Here is a 22427-nt window from a genome sequence, read left to right on the forward strand (position 1 = left end):
GCCCGGCGGCACGGGCCGCGGCGCCGGGCGCAAGGCGAACGCGGGCCTGGCGCGCGGGCGGCTGATGGCCGCGGCCCGTGCCGCGCGCCCCGGCCAGGTCACGCCGGCCGCGCACGCCGCTCCGTACGCGGGTGCGGTGGCCTGCCTGGACGCGCTGCTGCGGGAGCTGGACCACGCCCCGGCCCGCTGGGGTACCCCGGTCGTGCACGACTGGGACGTCCAGGGCACCGTCGCCCACCTGGTCGCGGCAGACGAAGTACTGGCCGAGCGGCTGGGCCTGGCGCCGGTGACGGAGGCGGGTACGGGCCTGGGTCCGGCGCCCGGGACGCGGCCGCCTGAGGGGTACCTGCCGGAGAGGTACAGGTCAGAGGGGTACAGGTCAGAGGGGTACGGGCCGGAGGGGTACGGGCCGGAGACCGGCGCGGACCCGGACCCGGACGCGCCGGCCGCGGGACGGCCGGCCGACGCGAGCGCCCCCTGGGAGCTGCGCTGGGCGGCCCGTACGCACGAGGTGGTGACGTACGAACACACCCGGCCGCCCGCCGAGACCCGGGAGGCGTGGCGCACCCAGGCACACGGGCTGCTCGCGCTGCCCGAGGCGGGCGACGAGCAACTGGCCGCCATGGCCACCACGCTGATGGGGCTGCGGCTGCCGGTCGCCGACCACTACGTGATCCGCGCTTTCGAGACCTGGGTGCACACCCGGGACATCGGGCGCGCGCTGGGCCGTACCGTACCGCCGCCGCTGCCGGTGCACCTCCAGCGCTTCCTGGGGCTGGCGGTGCGCATCCTGGACCTGGCGATGGGCCCGGACGCGCAGCCGGTGCTGCTGTCGGTGGAGGGCGAGGCGGGCGGCGACTGGGTGCTCGGCTCGGACGCCGAGCCGATCGCCGCCGAACTGGTCCTGGAAGCCACCGAATTCCTGCTGCTCGTCGGCGGCCGGCAGGATCCGGACGAGATCGCGCGCGGCCAGGCGGGTGACGCGGCCGCCTCGCAGCGGCTGCTGGAGACGGCCACGTCGCTGGCCTGGCTCTGAGCTGAGGGCGCGGGTACGGCCCCGGTCGCCCGACCGGGGCCGTACCCGCGCTCCGACGCCGTGCCGTGGTGCCCCGCCGGCACCGTACGGCGCGGAAGCCACCTCACCGGGGTGAAGTCACCTCACCGGCGTGAAGTCACGTGCGCCGATGTACTCCGGGCGCGGGACCGGCGCCGCGAAGGGCTCCACCGCGGTGTTCTCCACGCTGTTGAACACGATGAAGACGTTGCTGCGCGGGTACGGCGTGATGTTGTCGCCGGAACCGTGCATGCAGTTGCAGTCGAACCAGGTGGCCGAGCCGGGCTTGCCGGTGAACAGCTTGATGCCGTGCGCGTCGGCCAGCTGGGTCAGCGCCTCGTCCGAGGGCGTGCCCGCGTCCTGCATCTGCAGCGACTTCTTGTAGTTGTCCCGCGGCGTCTCGCCGGAGCACCCGAGGAAGTGCCGGTGCGAACCCGGCATGATCATCAGGCCGCCGTTGGTGTCGTGGTTCTCCGTCAGCGCGATCGAGACCGACACGGTCCGCATGTTCGGCAGGCCGTCCTCGGCGTGCCAGGTCTCGAAGTCGGAGTGCCAGTAGAACCCGGAGGCACCGAAGCCCGGCTTGACGTTGATCCTGGACTGGTGGACGTACACGTCCGAGCCCAGGATCTGCCGGGCGCGTCCCACCACGCGCGGGTCGGAGACCAGCTTGGCGAACACCTCGCTGATCTTGTGCACCTCGAAGACGGACCGGATCTCCTGGGACTTCGGCTCGACGATGGAGCGGTCGTCCGCCCGCATCGCCGGGTCGTTGACCAGCCGGTCCAGTTCGGCGCGGTACACCGCGACCTCTTCCGCCGTCAGCAGTTCCCCGATGGCGAAGAAACCGTCGCGTTCGAAGTCGCTCAGCTCGGCCGGCTGGAAGGGTCCCTCCGTGCCGGGCTGCGACCACACCACCGGGTCCTGCCGCGGGGTCATCACCTCGGTGGTCCCCCGGGTCGGGTACAGGTCGGCGGTGCGCTCGGGTGCGGTGGTCATGGTGTTGCCTTCCTCTCCTCTCGTACGTGCTTTCCTTCTCGCGCCTTCCTCAGCTGCCGGACGGGGCAGGGGGGTGCGCCGAGCGCGTCAGCCGTTCTGGGCGGCGGGCTCGGGCTCGGGCTCGGTGAGCAGCGGGTACACGCCGTTCTCGTCGTGGTCCTCGCGGCCCGTCACCGGCGGGTTGAAGACACACACGCAGCGGAAGTCCTCCTTGATGCGCATGGTGTGCTTCTCGTGCCCGTCGAGCAGGTACATGGTGCCCGGGGTGATGGTGTGCTTCTCACCGGTCTCGTCGTTGGTGAGCTCGGCCTCGCCCTCCACGCACAGCACGGCCTCGATGTGGTTGGCGTACCACATCGACGTCTCGGTGCCGGCGTACAGCGTGGTCTCGTGCAGCGAGAAGCCGACGCGCTCCTTGGCGAGCACGATGCGCTTGCTCTCCCACGTGCCCGACTTGGCCTTGACGTGGCGGTCGGTGCCTTCGATGTCCTTGAAGGATCGGACGATCACGGTGTTCTCGTACCTTTCTGTGGTGCGGACAAGGAGTGGTGCGGTTACGGGCGCGCTCAGGCGCAGTCGCGGACCGCGCGGGCGAGGATGCGAAGCCCCTCGTCCAGCTCCTCGGGGGTGGTCGTCAGCGCCGGCAGCAGCTTGACGACCTCACTCTCCGGGCCGGAGGTCTCGATGAGCAGACCCAGCTCGAAGGCGCGCTTGGCGATCTTGTTGGCGAGCGGCTTGTCGGAGCACTCCAGGCCCCAGACCATGCCGCGGCCGCGGTACTCGGCGATGGAGGCGGGGTGGTCCTCGACGATGGCGCGCAGGTGCGACTCGATGATCTCGCCGCGGGCCAGCGTCTGCTTCTCCATCTGGCCGTCGGCCCAGTACGTGTCCAGGGCCGCCGCGGCGGTGACGAAGGCCGGGTTGTTGCCGCGGAAGGTGCCGTTGTGCTCGCCCGGCTCCCAGACGTCCAGCTCCGGCTTGAACAGGGTGAGCGCGAGCGGCAGGCCGTAGCCGCTGATGGACTTCGAGACGGTGACGATGTCCGGCACGATGCCCGCCTCCTCGAAGGAGAAGAACGCGCCGGTGCGGCCGCAGCCCATCTGGATGTCGTCGACGATCAGCAGCATGTCGCGGCGCTTGCACAGCTCGGACAGGGCCCGCAGCCAGTCGGCACTGGCGACGTTGATGCCGCCCTCGCCCTGCACCGTCTCGACGATCACGGCGGCCGGGGTGTTCAGGCCGGAACCGCTGTCCTCCAGCAGCCGCTCGAACCAGAGGAAGTCCGGGTAGGTGCCGTCGAGGTAGTTGTCGAACGGCATGGGGGTGCCGTGCACGAGCGGGATGCCGGCACCGGCCCGCTTGAAGGCGTTGCCGGTCACCGCGAGGGCGCCCAGCGACATGCCGTGGAAGGCGTTGGTGAAGGAGACGATCGACTCGCGCCCCTTGACCTTGCGGGCCAGCTTGAGCGCGGCCTCCACGGAGTTGGCGCCCGTCGGGCCGGGGAACATGACCTTGTAGGGCAGGTCGCGGGGGCGCAGGATGGTGTTCTGGAAGGTCTCCAGGAACGCACGCTTGGCCGTGGTGGACATGTCCAGGCCGTGGGTGACGCCGTCCCGCTCGATGTAGTCGATCAGGGCGCGTTTGAGTACGGGGTTGTTGTGCCCGTAGTTGAGCGACCCGGCGCCGGCGAAGAAGTCGAGGTAGGTGTGGCCGTCCTCGTCGTACATGTGGCTGCCCTGCGCGCGGTCGAAGACCGTGGGCCATCCGCGGCAGTAGCTGCGCACCTCGGACTCCACGGTCTCGAAGACGCTCAGGTCGGGCTGGGTGATGGTCACAGCATGCTCCTGGGAGATGAGTGGCGTGAGCGGGGAGAAGTCTGCGGGGGCTGCGAAAGGGGCGGTCAGGGGCGGTGCCCGGCTGGGGGACCGAGCGGGCCGATGCGGTGGAGCACCTCGGCGTCGTGCCCCTGCTCCGGGAAGTGCCCGGCGTCGAGGAGCACCTCGCGCGTCAGGGGCGCCCCGTGGCGCTCGGCGAACGAGGCGAAGAGACGGTTGGACGCCGCGTTGTCCTCGGTGATCGTGGTCTCGATGCGACACACGCCCTGTTCCTCGGCGACGCGGGTGACCAGGCCGTCCAGAAGGGCGGCGGCCAGTCCGCGGCCGCGGTGCGTCGCGTCGACGGCGACCTGCCAGACGAAGAGCGTGTCCGGGGACTCGGGGCGGAGGTAGCCGGTGATGAAGGCGGCCGGCTCGCCCTCGCCGTCGCGGGCGACGGCGGAGGTGGCGGCGAAGTCGCGACACCACAGCAGGTAGCTGTAGGAGGAGTTCAGGTCCAGGGCCTTGGAGTCGCGGGCGATGCGCCAGATCGCGGCTCCGTCCTCCACGCGCGGTGTGTCGAGCTTGAAACCCTCCGGCATTTCTCTGATATCGCTTCGGGCACCTGCATGGTCTGCTTGTGCGGCGGTCATGCGAATTCAATTTACCCAGGGAAAAAGGAAAATGCATCGCGAGGAGGGGTTACGCGGGGAGGTGCTCCTGTGTTATCGCGCGGGGGCGCACGAGCGCGCGAAACGACTGCACGATGTACGGGTTTGCCCGGAAAATAGGGGGTGAAGCGGACAGGGTGTGGGGTCGGTCACAGCTCCGTAACGTCCTGGTGACCCGACGGAATTACCGGCTCCGGCACTAGCGAAATCTTGGCGTTTGAGCTGCGAAAAAGCGGGCAGAAGAATACGGGAAGCTGCGCGCTGGAGAATTGGAAATTCGCCGGTAAAAGGTGTACCGCAAGAAAAGCCCGGGCGTCCACGGTGTTTCTGTGGAACGGATCGCCGTACGGGGCCGCGGTGCTCCGTGCTCCCGCGGTCCGGACCCCGTGCCGCTCGCCGCGGCGCGCGTCATACAGTGCGGCCATGAGTGAGAGCGTGGTGCTGCACATCAAGGGCAGGGTCCTGACCGGGCCGGACGACGTGCGCGACGAACTCTGGGTCGTCGACGGCCGGGTGACCTACGAACGGCCGACAGGCGCGCGCGAGGTGACGACCGTTCAGGGCTGGGCACTGCCCGGCCTGGTCGACGCCCACTGTCACGTCGGACTGGACGCCCACGGGCCGGTGGACGAGGCGACCAGCGAGAAACAGGCGCTGACCGAGCGGGAGGCGGGCACCCTGCTGCTGAGGGACGCCGGCTCGCCGTCCGACACCCGCTGGATCGACGACCGCGAGGACCTGCCGCGGATCATCAGGGCGGGCCGCCACATCGCCCGTACCCGCCGCTACATCCGCAACTACGCCCACGAGGTCGAGCCCGCGGACCTGGTCGCGTACGTCGCGCGGGAGGCCCGGCGCGGCGACGGCTGGGTCAAGCTGGTCGGCGACTGGATCGACCGCGAGACCGGTGACCTGTCGGCCTGCTGGCCGCGCGGCGCCGTCGAGGCGGCCATCGCCGAGGCGCACCGCCTCGGGGCCCGGGTGACGGCCCACTGCTTCGCCGAGGAGTCCCTCGCCCCGCTGGTCGAGGCGGGCATCGACTGCATCGAACACGCCACCGGCCTCACCGAGGAGACCATCCCGCTGTTCGCCGAGCGCGGCGTCGCGATCGTCCCCACCCTCGTGAACATCGCGACCTTCCCGACCCTGGCAGCCGGGGGTGAGAAGAAGTTCCCCGCCTGGGCGAGCCACATGAGGAGCCTGCACGAGCGCCGCTACGACACCGTACGCGCGGCGTACGATGCCGGGGTGCCCATCTTCGCCGGCACCGACGCGGGCGGCTCGCTCGCGCACGGCCTGATCGCGCAGGAGGTCGCCGAACTGACCAAGGCGGGCATCCCCGCGGTGGACGCGCTCGCGGCGACGACGTGGGGCGCGCGGCGGTGGCTGGGGCGGCCGGGCCTGGAGGAGGGCGCTCCGGCGGACCTCGTCGTCTACGACGGGGATCCGCGCGCGGACGTACGGGTGTTGGCGGCGCCGCGGCGGGTGGTGTTGCGGGGGCGGGTGGTGGGATGACCCGCTTGCGGGTCGGCTTTCCGGTCTGCGGTGGCGCGGGCACGGGCCCTACGGGCTTCGTCCTACGGCCCCGCACCCTCCCGTACGCGTTCGGCTTTCGCGGTATGGGCGGGGGATGCCTGCCCGCACCGGCCGTCCGTCGCCGTACGGCGGGAGGGGGCGGGCCGTAGGGCGGAGACTGGAGGGCCGGTCCCGTGATCGGTGCGGGGCGGCGGCGTCAGCGTCAGCGTTCGCGGCGGGCGCTTCGGGCCATCCAGGCGGCCACCAGCGCGCCCGAGATGTTGTGCCATACGGAGAAGACGGCCGCCGGGAGTGCCGCCGCCGGGCTGAAGTGGGCGGTGGCCAGGGAGGCCGCGAGGCCGGAGTTCTGCATGCCGACCTCGAAGGCCATCGCCCGGCCGGCCGGTTTGCCCAGGCGGGCCAGGCGGCCCGCCCCGTAACCGAGGGCCAGGCCCAGGCCGTTGTGGAGGACGACCGCGAGGACGACCAGCGCCGCCGCGTCCTTGATGCGTGCGGCGCTGCCGGAGACCACGACCAGCACGATGGCCGCGATCGTCACGGCGGACAGCCACGGCAGCGCGCGCAGCGCGCGGTCGACCCAGCGGCCCGCGACGAGCCGGACCAGCAGGCCGCCGAGCACCGGCAGCAGCACCGTCTTGAGGATGTCGGTCACCATCACCCCGGCGTCCACGTCGAGGAACTGTCCGGCGAGGAGCAGGGTCAGCGGTGGGGTGATCAGAGGGGCGAGGACGGTGGAGACGGTGGCGACCGAGACGGACAGGGCGACGTCGCCGCGGGCCAGGTAGGTCACGACGTTGGAGGCGGTGCCGCTGGGTGCGCAGCCGACGAGGATGACGCCGGCCGCGAGCTGCGGGGGCAGGTGGAGGACGGTGGCGATCAGCCAGCCCAGGCCGGGCATGATCACGTAGTGGGCGACCAGGCCCAGGCCCACCGCCCAGGGCCGTTTGGCGACCGCGGCGAAGTCCGGCGGTGTCAGCGTCAGCCCCATGGAGAACATCACCACGCCGAGCAGCCACGGGACGGCGGGCGCCCAGCCGGTGAAGGGGGCGGGCCACAGCAGCCCGACGGCGCCCGCCGCGATCACCAGGAGCGGGAAGACGGTGACGGCCCGCCGCGCCGCCCGGTCGGAGGCGGGCAGGTCACCGGTGGGGGCGGGGTGCTGGCTGAGCTGTTCGGTGGGCACGGCGGCACCTTAGTGCCAGGCTGCGTGTATGAGACAACGGGTTTCGGATGGTGGACAGGCGAGGCCGCGGTTCAGGCGTTCGCGGCTTCCGTCTCCGCCGCCTTGAGCAGGGCCGCCAGCAGTCCGGGGAACCGTGTCTCCAGATCGTCCCGGCGCAGTGAGATGTAGCGCTCCCGGCCGATCCGGCGGGTGTGCGTCCAGCCCGCCTGCCGCAGGACGCGGAAGTGGTACGAGCCGGTGGCCCGGGTCACCGGCAGTTCGATGTCGCCGCAGCCCGCCTCGCCGTCCGCCGCGAGCCGCCGCACGATGTGCTGCCGCAGCGGGTCGCCGAACGCCTGGAGGAGCGGGCCGAGGCGGATGGCGCCGGTGTCCGGCTGGTCGGTGTCGGCCGGGGGAGAGGCCGTGGGGGGCGTGCTGAGGGCGGTCTCCGTGGGAGCCATGTTTAGAGAGCCTTCTAAGTGAGTGATACGGTCCGGATCATCGACGCTTCGATGGTCTTCTAACTGTTGGTCCGAGGCAAGCCGCCGCGCACTTCCTTCACGTCGCGTGCCCTTTCCGCCGCCGTCCGAGACGAGGTTCCGCCATGTCCGCCACCGCACCGAACGCGCCCGAAACCCCGCTGCGCACCCTCTTCTGCATCGGTGTCACCCAGGAGTTCTTCAACGCCGGCGACGAGGAACGGGCCGCCGTGGCCGCCGCCATCCCGCCCGCCTTCGCCCGGCTCGCCGAGCGCTTCGGCGTCCATGTCCTCGGCACCCTCGACGACGACCAGCTCATGGTCGGCGCGTCCGCCGCCTGGCCCTGGACCTCGTACATCCTCGCCGATGTGCCCGACCTGGACACCGTGTCCCGGATCTGCGGCATCGTGCGCGACACCGAGGCGGGCGACGGGGGCGTACGCCTGTGGCGCTATCTGCGGATCGAGGCGCGGGCCGGGCGTCCGCTGTTCTTCGGCACCGAGTGACCGTTCCGTTCCAGCCGTCCGTTCTCAGGAAGGAGCACTCCGTGCTCGACACCGGCCTCGCCGACCGTACCGTACTGATCACCGGCAGCGCCCAGGGTCTCGGCGCCGCCCTCGTCCGCGCCTTCCACGCCGAAGGCGCGTACGTGGCGGCCCTGGACCGCGACGAGGCGGCCAACCGGGCGATGGCCGCGGACCTCGACCCGGGCGGGGAGCGCATCCGTACCGTCCACGCCGATCTGCGCGACCTCGCCGCCGCCGAGGAGGCCTACCGTACGGTCCGCGCCTGGCGTCCCGTGGACGTCCTGGTCAACAACGCGGCCCGGCCGCCGGCCGCCTCCCTGTGGGAGATCACCCCGGAGGAGTGGGACGAGGTCTTCGCGGTCAACCTGCGCGCCGTCTTCTTCCTCACCCGGGCCGTCGCCGCGGACCTGCGCGAACGCGGCTACGGGCGCATGGTGAACATGGCCTCGATCGCCGGGCAGACGCCCCGGCCCACCGGCGCCGCGTACGGGACCTCCAAGGCCGGGCTGATCGCGTTGAGCCGGGTCTTCGCCGCCGAGCTGGCCGGCGACGGCATCACCGTCAACACCGTCGCGCCCGCGATGATCGACACGCCGATGGTCCGCTCCGTGTCGCCCGCGGCGCTGGCCGGGCTGACCGCGCAGGTGCCGCTCGGGCGGATCGCCACTCCGGAGGAGGTGGCCCGCGTCGCCGTCTTCCTGGCGTCGGAGGAAACGTTCGTCACCGGCGCCACGTACGACGTCAACGGTGGCGCGTTGATGCGCTGAGGGAACCGGGGGAGGTCAGCCGGTCAGGGCCTTTTCGAGTGCCTCCGTGAAGCGGTCCGTCGTCGCCCGGTCCCGTACCGCCAGCCGCAGCCACTCCGGGCCCAGCCCCGGAAACGTGTCGCCGCGCCGTACCGCGAAGCCGAGCGTCCGCAGCCGGGTGCGGACGGCCGCCGCGTCCGGCAGCCGGACCAGGACGAACGGGCCCTCGGCCGGTGCCATGGTCCGCACCCGCTGGCCGTCGGGCCCGCGTACCTGTGCCAGCCGGGCCAGCAGGTGGTTCCGGTCCGCCGCGATCCGCCGGGCCGCGTCCGCCGCCTCCGCCAGCGCCGCCGGTTCGCAGCACGCCTCGGCCGCGGCGAGGGCCGGTGCCGAGACGGGCCACAGGGGCTGGGCCCGCTCCAGGTCCGCGATGATCTCCGGGGCGGCCAGGACGTAACCGATCCGCAGGCCCGCCAGGCCCCACGTCTTGGTCAGGCTGCGCAGGACGACGAGTCCGGGTACGTCCGTACGCGACGCCAGCGACGCGTGCTCGCCCGGCACCGCGTCCATGAACGCCTCGTCCACGACCAGGGTGCGGCCGGGCCGCGCCAGCCGGACGATCTCCTCGGCGGGGTGCAGGACGGAGGTGGGGTTGGTCGGGTTGCCGACGACGACGAGGTCGGCCTCGTCGGGGACCGCGTCCGCGGCCAGCCGGAAGCCGTTCCGCTCGGTGAGCAGCAGCCGTTCGACCGGGTGCCCGGCGTCGCGCAGCGCCGACTCCGGCTCGGTGAACTGCGGGTGCACGACGAGCGGCCGCCCGGCCCGTACGGCGCGGGCGATCAGGACGAACGCCTCCGCCGCCCCCGCCGTCAGCAGCACCCGCTCCGGTGGGAGGCCGTGCCGGGCCGCCACCGCCCGGCGCGCCGGAACGCCGTCCGGGTACGCGGCGAGCCCGTCCAGCGAGGCCGCGATGCGTGCCTTGAGCCAGGCCGGCGGCGTATCGGCGCGCACGTTGACCGCGAGATCGGTCAGCCCGGCGTCGGCGCCGCGCACTTCCGCGTCCCCGTGGTGGCGCAGGTCCGGTTCGTACGGGTGCGGGCCGGGTATGCCGCCGGGGGCGGCGGACGGCGGGGTGGTCACGACGTCTCCTTGGTGCAGAGGTGGTGAGGTGTGCGTCCGTGTGCCACGGCGCAGGTGGCCCGGGCCCCGGGCCGCGACGTGCGTTTGCCGACGAGGAGCCGGGCCGTGCCGGAGGCACTCGTGGTGAGGGCATCCATGGTGAGGGCATCCGCGCCGGTCAGCGCCGCGGCCTCCGCGACGCTCGGCGTGCCGGTGGCGGCCAGCGCCGCGGCGGACGGATGCGGTACGGGTACGGCGGCCAGTACCGCGGCCGGGTACGCCAGCAGCGGTACGCCGAGCCGCTCGGCCGCCTCGGTCAGCCCCGGCTCCGCCGCCTTGGTGTCCACGGTCGCGAGCGCGGTGATCGCTCCGGGTGTCGTGCCCGCGGCCGCGAGAGTGTCCCTGACGAGTGCCAGCACCTCGGTGGCCGGGACGCCCCGGCGGGCGCCGACGCCGACGACGATGACCGGTGCCGCGCTCATCGCGTCCGTCCCGCGCCGCGGACAGCTGGGTTCCGTACGTCCGGGATCCGGGCAGCCGGGCCCCGGACGTCCGCGCCCCGGACATGCGGGATGCCCGGCCGGTCAGTAAGCAGGAGTGAGGGGTGCCGGAACCCCGGGGAAGGGGTGAGACCGTGCCGGTGGTCATCGCGCTGGGCGCGTTCCTGATGACCCTGGTCGGCGGCTGGGTCGCCCACCGGGTCACCGACCGCCGCCATCTGGTCCTGGGGCTGGCGGGCGGCCTGATGCTGGGCGTGGTCGGCCTCGACCTGCTGCCCGAGGCGCTGGAGGCGGCGGGCGAGGAGATTCACGGAGTGCCGGCCGCGCTGCTCTGTTTCGTCCTGGGTTTCCTCGCCGCGCACGCGGTGGAACGGCTGCTGGCGGTCCGCAAGGCGGCGCACGGCATGGACCCGGAGGAACGGGTGCCGCAGGTCGGCCTGACGGCCGCGGCGGCCATGGTGGTGCACAGCTTCATGGACGGCTTTGCGATCGGCCTGGCGTACCAGGTGGGGCGGGAGATGGCGGTGGCCGTGGCGATCGCCGTCATCGCCCACGACTTCGCGGACGGCTTCAACACGTACACCATCACCAGCCTGTACGGGAACGCCCGCAACCGGGCGCTGACCATGCTCGGCGCGGACGCGGTGGCCCCGCTGGCCGGTGCCGCCTCGACGCTGCTGTTCACCCTTCCGGAGCAATGGCTCGGGATTTACCTGGGCTTCTTCGGCGGAGTCCTGCTCTATCTGGCGACCTCCGACATCCTCCCGGAGGCGCACCACGACCATCCGGCGCTGTCCACTTTGCTGTGCACGGTGGCGGGCGTGGGATTCATCTGGCTGGTGGTCGGCCTCGCGGGCTGATCCGGTGCGCCGGGAGTGAGCGCCACCGGGAAGGAACGTCACGGCGCGCCGGCTCCCAGGCCGACCGAGACCGGTCCGTTGCGGCCCTCCAGTACGGCCGACAGGCCCGGTTCGTCGCCGGCGTCGACGCTGAGCGTGGCGCCGAGGGCGGCCAGCTCGGCGCGGATCGTCGACGGGTCGGGGTGCGTACCGGAGAGCGAGCGCAGCGGTACGACCGGCAGGCCCTGCGCGGCCGCCGGGTGCGGCGTGTCGCCCCAGTCCAGCAGGAACGGGACCAGGCCACCGCCGGTACGCGGCGGCGTCAGCGTCCAGGAGAGGGTGCCGCCGTCCGGTGTGCGGCGGGACATCACCACCGGCTCGCCCGGGTCGTACCCCAGCGCGCGGGCCTGTGCCACGTGCCGGGCGATCCCCCGCACCCGGACCGCCCAGTGAGCCAGCCGCGGGCCGCGCAGCGCGTCGATGCCGAACCAGCGCGGCGCCTCGGGGGCTGGCTGCGCGGGGTCCGGGCCGATGATCTCCAGGTAGGCGCCGTCGCCCAGGCCCAGCAGGGCATTGCGGGTGCCCCGTCCCGGGTGGCCGCCGCCCGGCACCGGCCGGACACCGGTCAGCGCGGCGACCTCGGCGGCAGTGCCCTCCAGGTCGGGCGTGGCGAGGACCAGATGGTCCAGAACGGCGTCAGCCACAGCGGGCCTCCAGCGGCGGGCGGTCGGCGGCACGGGCGGCCAGGCGGTGGGCCAGCGACGGCTCGGCCGCCCAGTGGACGTGCAGGTACGAGGCGTGCACCCCGTCCTGTACGTGGCCCTCCACCCGGCGCGCGGGATGGGTCATGCCCCAGGCGGGGGACGCGCCCGCGCCCGGTTCCAGCACCGTACGGTGGAACTCGTGGCCCCGCACCCGCGTACCGGCCACGGCCAGGGCGTTGTCGGCCAGCGCCACCGCCTCCCGGTAGCCCAGCGTGAGCCGTTCCGACATCCGCGCGTCGGCGGGCAGCACCCCGCACATCGGCTTGCCGTCGAGGGTTCGGGACAGGTAGAGCAGCCCGGCGCACTCGGCGACGACCGGTGCGCCGGAGGCCGCCAGAGCCACGACGGCCCGGCGCAGCGGCTCATTGGCCGACAGCTCGGCCGCGTACATCTCGGGGAAGCCGCCGCCGATCACCAGGGCCTGCGTCCCGGCGGGCAGCCGCTCGTCGCGCAGCGGGTCGAAGACGGCCACCTCGGCACCGGCGGCCGTCAGCAGTTCGGCGTGCTCGGCGTACGAGAACGTGAACGCGGCGCCGCCCGCGACGGCCACCACGGGCTTGCCGGGGACCGCGGCCGCCCCCTGGGTGCTCTGCGCGACGGCGAGCGCCGGGTCCCAGGCCGTGCCGGGCAGCTCCGGCGCGCTGTGCGCCAGCGCCAGCAGCGCCTTGAGGTCGCAGCCCTCCCGTACCTGGGCGGCCTGCGCCCGTACGGACTCCAGCGCGTCGGCCTGCCGTTCGGCGACCGGGATCAGGCCCAGGTGCCGCGACGGCGTCTGGACCTGCGGCGCCCGGCGCAGCGCGCCCAGCACCGGCACGCCCGCCTCGTCCAGTGCCGCGCGCAGCAGCTCCTCGTGCCGGTCCGAGCCGACCTTGTTCAGGATCACCCCGGCCAGCCGTACCTCCGGGTCCCAGGACGCGAAGCCGTGCACCAGCGCGGCCACCGACCGGGACTGCGCCGAGGCGTCCACGACCAGCACCACCGGTGCCCGCAGCAGCTTGGCGACCTGCGCGGTGGAAGCCAGTTCGCCGAGCCCGGAGGCACCGTCGTAGAGCCCCATCACGCCCTCGACCACCGCCAGGTCGGCGTCGGCCGACCCGTGCAGGAGCAACGGCGCGATCTGGTCGGGGCCGCACAGGTACGCGTCCAGGTTGCGGCCCGGCCGGCCGGTGGCCAGCGCGTGGTAGCCCGGGTCGATGTAGTCCGGGCCCACCTTGTGCGCGGAGACCGTGAGTCCGGCCTCGGTGAAGGCCGCCATCAGGCCGGTGGCGACGGTCGTCTTGCCGCTGCCCGAGGCGGGCGCGGCGATGACGAGCCGGGGGATCGTACTCACGGTCTGACTGCTCCTGGTCCTGGTCCTGCCGCCGGCGTCGCCGAGGTGTCCGGCCGCTCCGTCACCACTCGATGCCCCGCTGGCCCTTCTGGCCCGCGTCCATCGGGTGCTTGACCTTGGTCATCTCGGTCACCAGGTCCGCGACGTCGCACAGCTCCTGCGGCGCGTTGCGGCCGGTGATCACGACGTGCTGGTGGCCCGGCCGGTCGCGCAGGACGGAGACGACCTCGGCGGGGTCCACCCATCCCCAGTGCATCGGGTAGGCGAACTCGTCGAGCACGTACAGCTTGTACGTCTCGGCGGCCAGGTCCCGCTTGACCTGCTCCCAGCCCTCGCGGGCCGCCTCCTCGTTGCTGAACTGGGAGTCGCGCTGGACCCACGACCAGCCCTCGCCCATCTTGTGCCAGGCGACCGTGCCGCCCTCGCCGGTCTCGCCGAGCACCCGCAGCGCCCGCTCCTCGCCCACCTTCCACTTCGCCGACTTCACGAACTGGAACACCCCGACCGGCCAGCCCTGGTTCCACGCCCGCAGCGCCAGCCCGAAGGCGGCGGTGGACTTGCCCTTGCCGGGGCCGGTGTGGACGAGGACCAGCGGGCGGTTGCGGCGCTGGCGGGTGGTGAGTCCGTCGTCCGGGACGACGGACGGCTGTCCCTGAGGCATTAAGCGGCCCTCCGAGTGGTGTGGTGATGGCCCTGTCCGCGGACGTCGCGGACGAGCGCGGAGACGCTGTCCGCGCGCAGTTCGTCGAGGGTGACGGCGGTGCCCTGGAGGTCGCGGGCCAGTTCGCCCGCCAGGCCCAGCCGTACCGGCCCGGCCTCGCAGTCGACGACCACCGAGGCGACGCCCTCGGCGCCGAGCAGCCGTGCGGCGCGCGAGGTGCGCACCAGCGGCTCGGGGCCGCCGGTGGACCGCCCGTCGGTGACGACGACCAGCAGCGGCCGCCGCGAGGCGTCCCGCAGCCGTTCCACCCGCAGCACCTCGTGGGCCTTGAGCAGGCCCGCGGACAGCGGCGTCCGGCCGCCGGTGGGCAGCGACTCCAGCCGGGTCGCGCCCGCCTCCACCGACGAGGTGGGCGGCAGCGCCAGTTCGGCGTCCGCGCCGCGGAAAGTGATCATGCCGATCTTGTCGCGCCGCTGGTAGGCGTCGAGGAGCAGCGAGAGCACCGCGCCCTTGACCGCGCTCATCCGCTTGCGTGCCGCCATCGAGCCGGACGCGTCCACGACGAAGAGGACGAGGTTGCCCTCCCGGCCCTCGCGCACCGCCTCGCGCAGGTCGTCCCGGCGCACCACCAGGCCCGGGCCCCGGCGGCCGCGCGCCACCTGGTGCGGCGCGGCGGCCTGCACGGTCGCGGCCAGGTGCAGCTTGGTCAGGGTGCCCTGCGGGCGCCGCGCGCCGGTGGTCCGGCCGTGCGCCGTACGGGCGCGGGAGCGGCGGCCGTCCGCGCCCTCGCCGAGCCCCGGGACGTCGAGCCGCCGGGTACGGAAGGGCTCGCCCGCGCCGACGGCGGCCGTTTCGCCGCCCTCGCCAGGGGTGTTGTCCCTGTCACCCTCGGACTGTGCCTTCGGGTCGGCCGGAGCCGGGTCGGACTCCGGGCCTTGCGCCTGCTCGGGCAGCTGAGGCTGGTCGTGCGCCTGCGGCTGGTCGTGCGGGGCCTGGGCGTCCTCGCCCTGCGGGCCGTCCGCGCCGCCGTCACCGTCCTGCGGCGGCTGTCCGCCGCCGGGGCCGTCGGGGCCGCCGTCGGGGCCGCCGTCCGGGTCGGGTTCCGGGTCGTCGTCCTCGTCGGCGGCGAACTCCTCCAGCGTCTGGTCGAGCTTGTCCTCGTCCAGGCCGGGGGCGTCGAACGGGTTGCGGCGGCGCCGGTGGGGGAGCGCCAGCAGGGCGGCCTGCCGGACGTCCTCCTCGCGGACCTCCGTACGGCCCGCCCAGGCGGCCAGCGCGCAGGCGGTACGTGCCATCACGATGTCGGCGCGCATGCCGTCCACCTCGAACGCGGCGCACACCGCGGCGATCTGCCGCAGCACCGCGTCCCCGAGGGCCACGTCCGGCAGCAGTGCCCGCGCGGCGGCGATCCGCTCCCGCAGCTCGCCCTCCTCGACCGCCCAGCGCGCCCCGAAACCCTCCGGGTCCGCGTCGTACGCCAGCCGCCGCCGGACGACCTCCACCCGCTGGTCCGGCTCGCGGGACGCGGCGACCTCCACGGTCAGTCCGAAGCGGTCCAGCAACTGCGGCCGCAGCTCGCCCTCTTCGGGATTCATCGTGCCGACGAGCAGGAAGCGCGCGGCGTGCCGTACGGAGACGCCCTCGCGCTCCACGTACGAGGCGCCCATGGCGGCGGCGTCCAGCAGCAGGTCCACGAGGTGGTCGTGGAGGAGGTTGACCTCGTCGACGTACAGGATGCCGCGGTGCGCGTCCGCCAGCAGGCCCGGCTCGAACGCCTTCACGCCCTCCGACAGTGCCCGCTCGATGTCCAGCGCGCCGACGAGACGGTCCTCGGAGGCGCCGACGGGGAGCTCGACCATGCGGGCCGGGCGGTCCTCCGCGCCGGCCGCCTCGTGCGGGCCGTCCGGGCAGGCCGGGTCCGGCGCGGCCGGGTCGCAGGAGAAGCGGCAGCCGGTGACGACGGGGACGTCCGGCATCAGCGCCGTCAGGCCCCGTACGATCGTCGACTTCGCGGTGCCCTTCTCGCCGCGGACGAGCACCCCGCCGATGGCCGGCGAGATGGCGTTGAGCAGCAGGCTCAGCCGCATGTCGGACATGCCGACGACCGCGGTGAACGGGTAAGGGACCGTTGCCATTAAGGAGTACCCCCTTCGAGGGACGTGCGATGTGCGGGTGGGGCAGAGGCCGCGCCGGGTGCGGCCGGGGTGCGGGGTGGCGGTATCGGCGGCGCCCCCGGTGGTACGAACGGCAGTCCCGCCGGTACGCCGTCCTCGATGAGCCGCAGCAGCGCCTCGGTGTCCGCGTGCTCCTCGATGAGGTCGCCGAGCCGGTCGAGCTGCTCCTCGCGCAGCGCGGCGAAGCTGGTGTCCGGCGCCGGGACGAACGCGCGGCCCGCGTCGGCGGCCACCCGGCGCAGGAACGCCCGCCGGAAGCCGTCGCTCTCCAGGGAGCCGTGCCAGTGGGTGCCCCAGACCGCGCCGGACCGGCAGCCCGCCAGGAAGGGCTCACCGCCGTCGATCTCCGCCACGCCATGGTGGATCTCGTACCCCTCGACCGGCTCGCCCAGTGCCTCGCCGGACGGCCGGGCCAGGGTCTTGTCCGCCGCGAACCGGACGCGTACGGGCAGCAGGCCCAGCCCGTCCACCGTCCCGGCCTTCGACTCGACCTCGTCCTCGATCCGCTCGCCCAGCATCTGGAAGCCGCCGCAGATGCCCAGCACCGGACGCCCTTCCGCGGCCCGCCGCCGCACCGCGTCCGCGATGCCGCGCTCGCGCAGCCACTGGAGCGCGCGGACGGTGCCGCGGGTGCCGGGCAGCACGACGAGGTCGGCGTCGGCCAGTTCCTCGGGGCGGTCCACGAACCGCACCACGACGCCCGGTTCGGCGGCGAGCGCGTCCACGTCCGTGAAGTTCGACATCAGCGGCACGGCGGCCACCGCGACCCGCAGCACGTCGGCGCCGTGCGGCGGCGCGACGACGCTCTCGCGGACCGCGCCGCGCAGCGACACCCGGAGGCCGTCCTCCTCGTCGATGCCGAGTCCGTGCGCGAACGGCAGCACCCCGAGGGTGGGCCGCCCGGTCAGCTCCTTCAGCATGTCCAGGCCCGGCTCCAGCAGCGTCACATCGCCCCGGAACTTGTTGACGAGATAGCCCGCGACCAGCGCCTGGTCCTCCCGGGACAGCAGTGCCGTGGTGCCGAAGAACGAGGCGAACACCCCGCCCCGGTCGATGTCGCCGACCACCACGGCAGGGATGCGGGCGGCCCGCGCGATGCCCATGTTCACGATGTCGGTGCGCCGCAGGTTGATCTCGGCCGGGCTGCCCGCGCCCTCGCAGATCACCGCGTCATGCGTACGGCGCAGCTCCTGGAGGCAGTCCGTGACCGTACCGAGCAACTGCTCCTGACGGCCCGCGTGGTAGCCGCGCGCGCTCAGCTCGCCCACCGGCTTGCCCATCAGCACGACCTGGCTGCTGCGGTCACTGCCCGGCTTCAGCAGCACCGGGTTCATCAGCGCGCTCGGCTCGACGCGCGCCGCCGCGGCCTGCATGGCCTGCGCCCGCCCGATCTCCGCGCCCTCGCGCGTCACGAACGAGTTCAGCGACATGTTCTGCGCCTTGAAGGGCGCCACCTTGACGCCCTTGCGGGCCAGCCAGCGGCAGATGCCCGCCGTCACCACACTCTTGCCCGCGTCGGACGTGGTGCCCGCCACCAGCAGCCCGCCGCCCAGCGGCGCCCCACCCGAACCGTTCACCTGGCACTCCTCGCCGTCCGTACTTCGCCGCTCACTTGGCCGCCTTCCCGGCTGTGCGGGATCGCCGTACCGCTCCGGCCGTACGGGATCGCCGTACCGCTCCGGCCGTACGGGATCGCCGTACCGCTCCGGCCGTACGGGGCCGTCGTACCGCCCCTGCCGCCAGCCGGCCCGCGACCGTGGCCGCCAAGGCCAGCGCGCTCACCCGGCGCGACAGCCGTACGGCCCGCTCGATGTCCGGCACCGCGACGGGGCGCCCGGTGCCGCCGTTGAGCACCGGCCGGTGCTCGACCCGGCCGCCGTACGCCAGGGTGCCGCCCAGCCGTACGCCCAGCGCCCCGGCGAACGCCGCCTCCACCGGGCCCGCGTTGGGGCTGGGGTGGGACGGACCGTCCTGCCGCCAGGCGCGCAGCGCGCCCCGCCGGTCCGGCCCGGCCAGCACCGCCAGCGCGGCGGTCAGCCGGGAGCCGGGGTAACCGGCCACGTCGTCGAGGCGGGCCGAAGCCCAGCCGAAACGGCGGTGGCGCGGCGACTTGTGCCCCACCATCGCGTCCAGCGTGTTCACGGCCCGGAAGGCCAGCAGCCCCGGCACGCCGGCGGCCGCGCCCCAGACCAGGGCACCGACCACCGCGTCCGAGGTGTTCTCGGCGACGGACTCGACCACCGCGCGCGCCATCTGCTGCCCGTCCAGGGCCTGCGGGTCGCGCCCGCACAGATGCGGCAGCCGCTCGCGCGCCACGCCCAGGTCCCCCGCCGCGAGCGCGCCGCCGACGGCCCGCGCCTCGCGGCCCAGCGAGGTGCCGCCCAGGACGGCCCAGGTGGCGGCGGCGGTCAGCGCGACGGAGGCGGGGAAGGCGGCGGGGGAGCGGCGTACGGCGCGGTCGAGCAGCGCGGCACCGGCGGCGGTACCGCCCGCGAGCAGCGCGGTGTGCAGGGCGCCGGTCCCGCGGTGGTCGCGCCACAGACGGCGTTCCACGGCGGCCGCGGCCCGCCCGAAAGCGGCCACGGGGTGGCCGCGCCGGGGATCGCCCACGACCAGGTCGCCGAGGAAACCGAGGGCCGCGCCGCACGCGTAGCCGGCGTGTTCGGCACGCATCGGATCAGACCGCCGTCGCGCCTCGGAGGGATGGCGTGGGAGTACGTCCAGCAGATTGCGCACTGCGGCCGGGCATGGCGGTAGGTCCTCACTCAGGGTCCGCGCCCTGGCTCGACGGGTACGGCGACAAGAGTCTCCTGGCTCCCCGGATCGGCGCTTCCCCCGGCCTTCCAGTCCGTACGGGAACCTGCGTCGCGGGACGCGGACCGTGGCCCTTGGTGGAGGGGCGCTCCCCGGTGACAGTGGCGGGACCGCGCCGGATTCTCACCGGACTTCCTCATCTGTCGCCGATTGGCTCCGGCAGTCCACCACGCTCCGCCAAGCCCGTCAACTCACGCTTGACCTGCGGTGCGGGGCGATGGCGGCGCCTGTGTCCCAGAACACAGACGTCCGGTGGCCGTGGCGGGGATGCCGCGGCCACCGGACGCCGGTGGTGTCGTGTCGTGCCGCGGCTCAGGCGGCGACGATCAGGTAGATCCCGTACGCCACGGCCGCGGCGCACAGCGCGAAGCAGGCGTACGCCCCGGCCCGCGCCGCCCCGCCGGAGCCGGCGGGCCCGTCGGCGGTCACCGGTGCGCCCTCCTGCTGCGGCTTGCGGGACGTGCCGACGATGCCGAGGGTGAACAGGCCCACGATCCCGACCGTCACGAACAGCGTGACGCCGAAGACCTGGCCGAGAGCTGCCCAGTCGATGCTCATTGCGTTCTCGTTCCTTCGTGGGAGCCGTGCGGCCGGGTCAGCCGGCGGCCGAGCCGGCCTTGGCGCGGCGCTCGGCGCGCTTCTCGTGCGGGTGGGCGGCCACCGGGGCGGCGATCACCGGGGCGGCACCGACCGGGTCCGTGATCCGGGCCTCGGCCACGGCGGGGGACGGGATGGCGGACGCACCCGCCGCGACCGGGCCCGCGGGCGGCGGCGAGACGGCCTGCAAGGCGGTGGTGACGACACCGGCGGGCTCGGCGGCCGGGCCCTCGTTGACGTTGGTGTGGTCCACCGGCTTGCGCCGGGAGGCCATCCAGATCGCGCCGCAGACGGCGAGCGCCAGCACGGCGACGGTCGCGATGCCCCAGTCGCCCTGGTCCGCCAGGAGCGCGGCGCCCGCGGCGACCGCACCGGCGGCCGGCAGCGTCAGCCCCCAGGCGGCGGCCATCCGGCCCGCCGTGGACCAGTGCACCACGCCGCCCTTGCGGCCCAGGCCGGAGCCCATGACCGAACCGGAGCAAACCTGGGTGGTGGAGAGCGCGAAGCCGAGGTGGGAGGAGGCCAGGATGGTGGCCGCGGCGCCGGTCTGGGCCGCGAAGCCCTGCGGCGGCTGGATGTCGGTGATGCCCTTGCCCATCGTGCGGATGATCCGCCAGCCGCCCAGGTACGTGCCGAGCGCGATGGCCAGGCCGGCCGAGGTGATGACCCACAGCGGCGGGTCGGCGTGCGGGGCGACCACACCGCCGGTGATCAGCGCGAGGGTGATCACACCCATCGTCTTCTGGGCGTCGTTGGTGCCGTGCGCGAGGGAGACCAGGGCGGCCGAGGCGATCTGCCCGGCGCGGTAGCCCTTGGCGGTGTCCTCCTCGGCGCGGTTGCGGGCCAGCCGGTAGGTCAGCCGGGTCGCGGCCGTCGCGGCCAGACCGGCCACGATCGGGGCGGCGACGGCCGGGATGAGGACCTTCATGACCACCGCGCCGCCGTGCACGCCGCTCGGGCCGACGGCCACCAGGGTCGCGCCGATCAGACCGCCGAAGAGGGCGTGCGAGGAGCTGGAGGGGAGCCCTGCCAGCCAGGTGACCAGGTTCCAGACGATGGCGCCGACCAGCCCGGCGAAGATCACTTCTGGTCTGATGCCGGCGGTCTCGTCGATGATCCCGCCGGAGATGGTCTTGGCGACCTCCACCGACAGGAACGCGCCGACCAGGTTGAGGACCGCCGACATCGCCACCGCGATCTTGGGCTTGAGTGCCCCGGTGGAAATGGTGGTGGCCATGGCGTTGGCCGTGTCGTGGAAGCCGTTCGTAAAGTCGAACACCAAGGCCGTGACGATCACGATCCCGATGAGAAGCGTGATGTGTTCCATTCACCCAGGCAATCAGTTCGTTGGGCAGTGACGCTCGGGACCGTACGGACGACGGGTGAACGGAAGGTGAACTGGGGCGGGCGCCACAGTGACGCCCCCGCAGGGGTGGTGCGGAGGCGTCCAGACCGTCTCCCGGGGCCCATGCGTATCAGCACGGAGGCCTCGTGCGGCGCAGGCGTACCGGGGGCGGGTGCGTTGGGGGCGGCGTGTCGGGGTGCCCGGCCGGCGTGTCAGCCCCGTGCGAAGCGCCGTAGCCCGGTGACCGTGCCGTTCCACTTGTTCTGGTCGCCGGGCAGCGCGCCGGCTCCGGCGTGCTGCCAGATGCTCGGGTACGGCCAGCCGGCGGGCAGCTTGCCCGGGGTGCTGTGCCAGTGGGCCAGCCACAGGGGGTGGGTGGCGGCGAACGCCCGGCTGCCGCCGGTGCAGCCGTTCCACCACCGGGCCGTCGTGTAGATCACCGGCCGCCGCCCGGTCTGCCGCAGCACCTCGTTGCTGAAGCCGCGGACCCACCGGACCAGCGCGGTGCCGCTCATCCCGTAGCAGGCGTGCTCCCGGTCGTACGGGTTGTGCTCCAGGTCGAGCGCCGGCGGCAGCGTCCAGCCGTCCGCCTTCCAGCGGCCGCCGTGCCGCAGGAAGTGCCGGGCCTGCGCGCGGCCGGAGGACGCGTTCGGGACGCCGAAGTGGTACGCGCCGTGCAGCAGGCCCGCCTTGCGCGCGCCGCGGTACTGCCGTGGGAAGTGCGGATTGCGGTACCAGGTCGACTCGGTGGCCTTCACGTACACGAAACGGCCGCCCTTCGCCCGTACGGACTTCCAGTCGACGCTCCCCTGGTGCGAGGAGACGTCGTGCCCGGCGGGCTTGCCGGCGGCCTCGGCGGCGGGGGGCGTGGGCAGGGCGGTGGACAGGACGCCGGTGAGCGTGCCGAGCGCCAGGGCCCCGGCGGCCAGCCGGTGCCGTCGGCTGCGCGGGCGGCCGGAGGGGCGGTGGGGCGGGTGCTGCGCAGCGGGCGGCTGCTGCGCGTCGGGCGGGTGGTGGGACGGCTGCTGCGTACCGGACGGGCGATCGCGGTCACGGGCCATGGTTCCCCCCAGGAATTCCCCCGGATGGCTACGTGCATGACAGGTGGCTGCTGCATGACAGACAGCGACGTGCATGACAGACGGCGACGTGCATGACAAAGCTCCGGAAGCGTACCGAGAGATCCACACAAGACGGTCGTCGCCCGGTCAAGTCCGCCCGAGGTACGGCCGGTCCGACATGGCGGATACCGGAGGACCGGGATCCGCCCCACGGCTCCCCACCAGCCCCGTACGG

General features: G+C 73.7%; 22 protein-coding genes and 1 riboswitch. Of the genes, 5 read left to right on the forward strand and 17 right to left on the reverse strand.

Annotated elements, in window-relative coordinates; genetic code table 11:
* Positions 1–1036, forward strand: a 1036-nt coding sequence (locus JXZ78_RS31650) for a maleylpyruvate isomerase mycothiol-dependent enzyme family protein (protein ID WP_443735645.1), incomplete at its 5' end; no start/stop codon positions are given.
* A gap of 117 nt (positions 1037–1153) precedes the next feature.
* Here the strand turns inward: JXZ78_RS31650 and thpD are convergent.
* The 4 genes from thpD to ectA all read right to left on the reverse strand — a co-directional run bounded on the left by thpD (position 1154) and on the right by ectA (position 4469).
* Complete coding sequence (gene thpD / locus JXZ78_RS31655) at positions 1154–2053, reverse strand: ectoine hydroxylase (protein WP_030021320.1); 900 nt, start codon at positions 2051–2053, stop codon at positions 1154–1156.
* 87 nt (positions 2054–2140) lie between these two features.
* Positions 2141–2563 (reverse strand): ectoine synthase, encoded by a 423-nt coding sequence (locus tag JXZ78_RS31660; protein WP_030021321.1) that lies wholly within the window; start codon positions 2561–2563, stop codon positions 2141–2143.
* A 56-nt stretch (positions 2564–2619) separates the two neighbouring features.
* Positions 2620–3888 carry a diaminobutyrate--2-oxoglutarate transaminase gene (gene ectB, locus JXZ78_RS31665; protein ID WP_030021322.1) on the reverse strand — a complete coding sequence of 423 codons (1269 nt, stop codon included), beginning with the start codon at positions 3886–3888 and terminating at the stop codon, positions 2620–2622.
* Between the two features lie 65 nt (positions 3889–3953).
* Positions 3954–4469 carry a diaminobutyrate acetyltransferase gene (gene ectA, locus JXZ78_RS31670; RefSeq protein ID WP_030021323.1) on the reverse strand — a complete coding sequence of 172 codons (516 nt, stop codon included), beginning with the start codon at positions 4467–4469 and terminating at the stop codon, positions 3954–3956.
* A gap of 492 nt (positions 4470–4961) precedes the next feature.
* Here ectA and JXZ78_RS31675 point away from each other — a divergent pair, with 492 nt between their 5' ends.
* A complete protein-coding gene (locus tag JXZ78_RS31675) occupies positions 4962–6053 on the forward strand; it encodes an amidohydrolase family protein (protein ID WP_030021324.1) in 1092 nt (363 codons plus the stop codon).
* Between the two features lie 223 nt (positions 6054–6276).
* Here JXZ78_RS31675 and JXZ78_RS31680 read toward each other — a convergent pair whose 3' ends face one another.
* Both JXZ78_RS31680 and JXZ78_RS31685 read right to left on the reverse strand, forming a co-directional pair.
* Entirely contained in the window at positions 6277–7257 is a 981-nt protein-coding gene (locus JXZ78_RS31680; protein ID WP_030021325.1) for a bile acid:sodium symporter family protein, read from the reverse strand.
* Between the two features lie 71 nt (positions 7258–7328).
* Entirely contained in the window at positions 7329–7697 is a 369-nt protein-coding gene (locus tag JXZ78_RS31685; RefSeq protein WP_033038323.1) for an ArsR/SmtB family transcription factor, read from the reverse strand.
* A gap of 143 nt (positions 7698–7840) precedes the next feature.
* Here JXZ78_RS31685 and JXZ78_RS31690 point away from each other — a divergent pair, with 143 nt between their 5' ends.
* Together JXZ78_RS31690 and JXZ78_RS31695 are read left to right on the forward strand one after the other, a co-directional pair.
* Positions 7841–8221, forward strand: a complete 381-nt coding sequence (locus JXZ78_RS31690) for a hypothetical protein (RefSeq protein ID WP_030021327.1) — start codon at positions 7841–7843, stop codon at positions 8219–8221.
* A gap of 41 nt (positions 8222–8262) precedes the next feature.
* Positions 8263–9009: an SDR family NAD(P)-dependent oxidoreductase gene (locus JXZ78_RS31695; RefSeq protein WP_030021328.1), complete on the forward strand. Its 747-nt coding sequence runs from the start codon at positions 8263–8265 to the stop codon at positions 9007–9009.
* A gap of 15 nt (positions 9010–9024) precedes the next feature.
* Here JXZ78_RS31695 and cobC read toward each other — a convergent pair whose 3' ends face one another.
* Positions 9025–10128 (reverse strand): Rv2231c family histidinol phosphate aminotransferase CobC, encoded by a 1104-nt coding sequence (cobC, locus tag JXZ78_RS31700; RefSeq protein WP_050502638.1) that lies wholly within the window; start codon positions 10126–10128, stop codon positions 9025–9027.
* A complete protein-coding gene (locus JXZ78_RS31705; protein WP_030021330.1) occupies positions 10125–10589 on the reverse strand; it encodes a cobalamin biosynthesis protein in 465 nt (154 codons plus the stop codon). The genes cobC and JXZ78_RS31705 overlap by 4 nt, the downstream gene beginning before the upstream one ends.
* A gap of 152 nt (positions 10590–10741) precedes the next feature.
* On the opposite strand from JXZ78_RS31705, the gene JXZ78_RS31710 reads away from it, so the two are divergent.
* Positions 10742–11467, forward strand: a complete 726-nt coding sequence (locus JXZ78_RS31710; protein WP_030021331.1) for a ZIP family metal transporter — start codon at positions 10742–10744, stop codon at positions 11465–11467.
* A 38-nt stretch (positions 11468–11505) separates the two neighbouring features.
* On the opposite strand, the gene JXZ78_RS31715 is transcribed toward JXZ78_RS31710, so the two are convergent.
* The 9 genes from JXZ78_RS31715 to JXZ78_RS31755 form a co-directional block, all read right to left on the reverse strand.
* The gene (locus tag JXZ78_RS31715; RefSeq protein ID WP_030021332.1) at positions 11506–12150 is read right to left on the reverse strand and encodes a VOC family protein; all 645 of its coding nucleotides are present in this window, start codon (positions 12148–12150) and stop codon (positions 11506–11508) included.
* Positions 12143–13540 (reverse strand): cobyrinic acid a,c-diamide synthase CobB, encoded by a 1398-nt coding sequence (locus JXZ78_RS31720; protein WP_238783502.1) that lies wholly within the window; start codon positions 13538–13540, stop codon positions 12143–12145. The genes JXZ78_RS31715 and JXZ78_RS31720 overlap by 8 nt, the downstream gene beginning before the upstream one ends.
* Before the next feature lie 61 nt (positions 13541–13601).
* Complete coding sequence (cobO, locus tag JXZ78_RS31725) at positions 13602–14201, reverse strand: cob(I)yrinic acid a,c-diamide adenosyltransferase (protein ID WP_030021334.1); 600 nt, start codon at positions 14199–14201, stop codon at positions 13602–13604.
* Positions 14201–16336, reverse strand: coding sequence for a putative cobaltochelatase (locus JXZ78_RS31730; RefSeq protein ID WP_030021335.1), 2136 nt, complete (start codon positions 16334–16336; stop codon positions 14201–14203). Before JXZ78_RS31730 ends, cobO begins: the two co-directional genes overlap by 1 nt.
* Positions 16336–17928, reverse strand: a complete 1593-nt coding sequence (locus JXZ78_RS31735) for a cobyric acid synthase (protein WP_238783509.1) — start codon at positions 17926–17928, stop codon at positions 16336–16338. The genes JXZ78_RS31730 and JXZ78_RS31735 overlap by 1 nt, the downstream gene beginning before the upstream one ends.
* Before the next feature lie 55 nt (positions 17929–17983).
* Positions 17984–19048 (reverse strand): cobalamin biosynthesis protein, encoded by a 1065-nt coding sequence (locus tag JXZ78_RS31740; RefSeq protein ID WP_238783503.1) that lies wholly within the window; start codon positions 19046–19048, stop codon positions 17984–17986.
* Between the two features lie 131 nt (positions 19049–19179).
* Positions 19180–19326: riboswitch (cobalamin riboswitch) on the reverse strand.
* Positions 19327–19501: 175 nt separating this feature from the next.
* The gene (locus tag JXZ78_RS31745; RefSeq protein WP_030021338.1) at positions 19502–19747 is read right to left on the reverse strand and encodes a hypothetical protein; all 246 of its coding nucleotides are present in this window, start codon (positions 19745–19747) and stop codon (positions 19502–19504) included.
* Positions 19748–19784: 37 nt separating this feature from the next.
* Complete coding sequence (locus tag JXZ78_RS31750; protein WP_167745439.1) at positions 19785–21113, reverse strand: inorganic phosphate transporter; 1329 nt, start codon at positions 21111–21113, stop codon at positions 19785–19787.
* Between the two features lie 230 nt (positions 21114–21343).
* Positions 21344–22192, reverse strand: coding sequence for a lysozyme (locus tag JXZ78_RS31755; protein ID WP_078624383.1), 849 nt, complete (start codon positions 22190–22192; stop codon positions 21344–21346).
* Positions 22193–22427 lie beyond the last annotated feature (235 nt).

The sequence above is a fragment of the Streptomyces monomycini genome (assembly GCF_022271435.1).
GTDB classification, from domain to species: Bacteria; Actinomycetota; Actinomycetes; order Streptomycetales; family Streptomycetaceae; genus Streptomyces; species Streptomyces monomycini.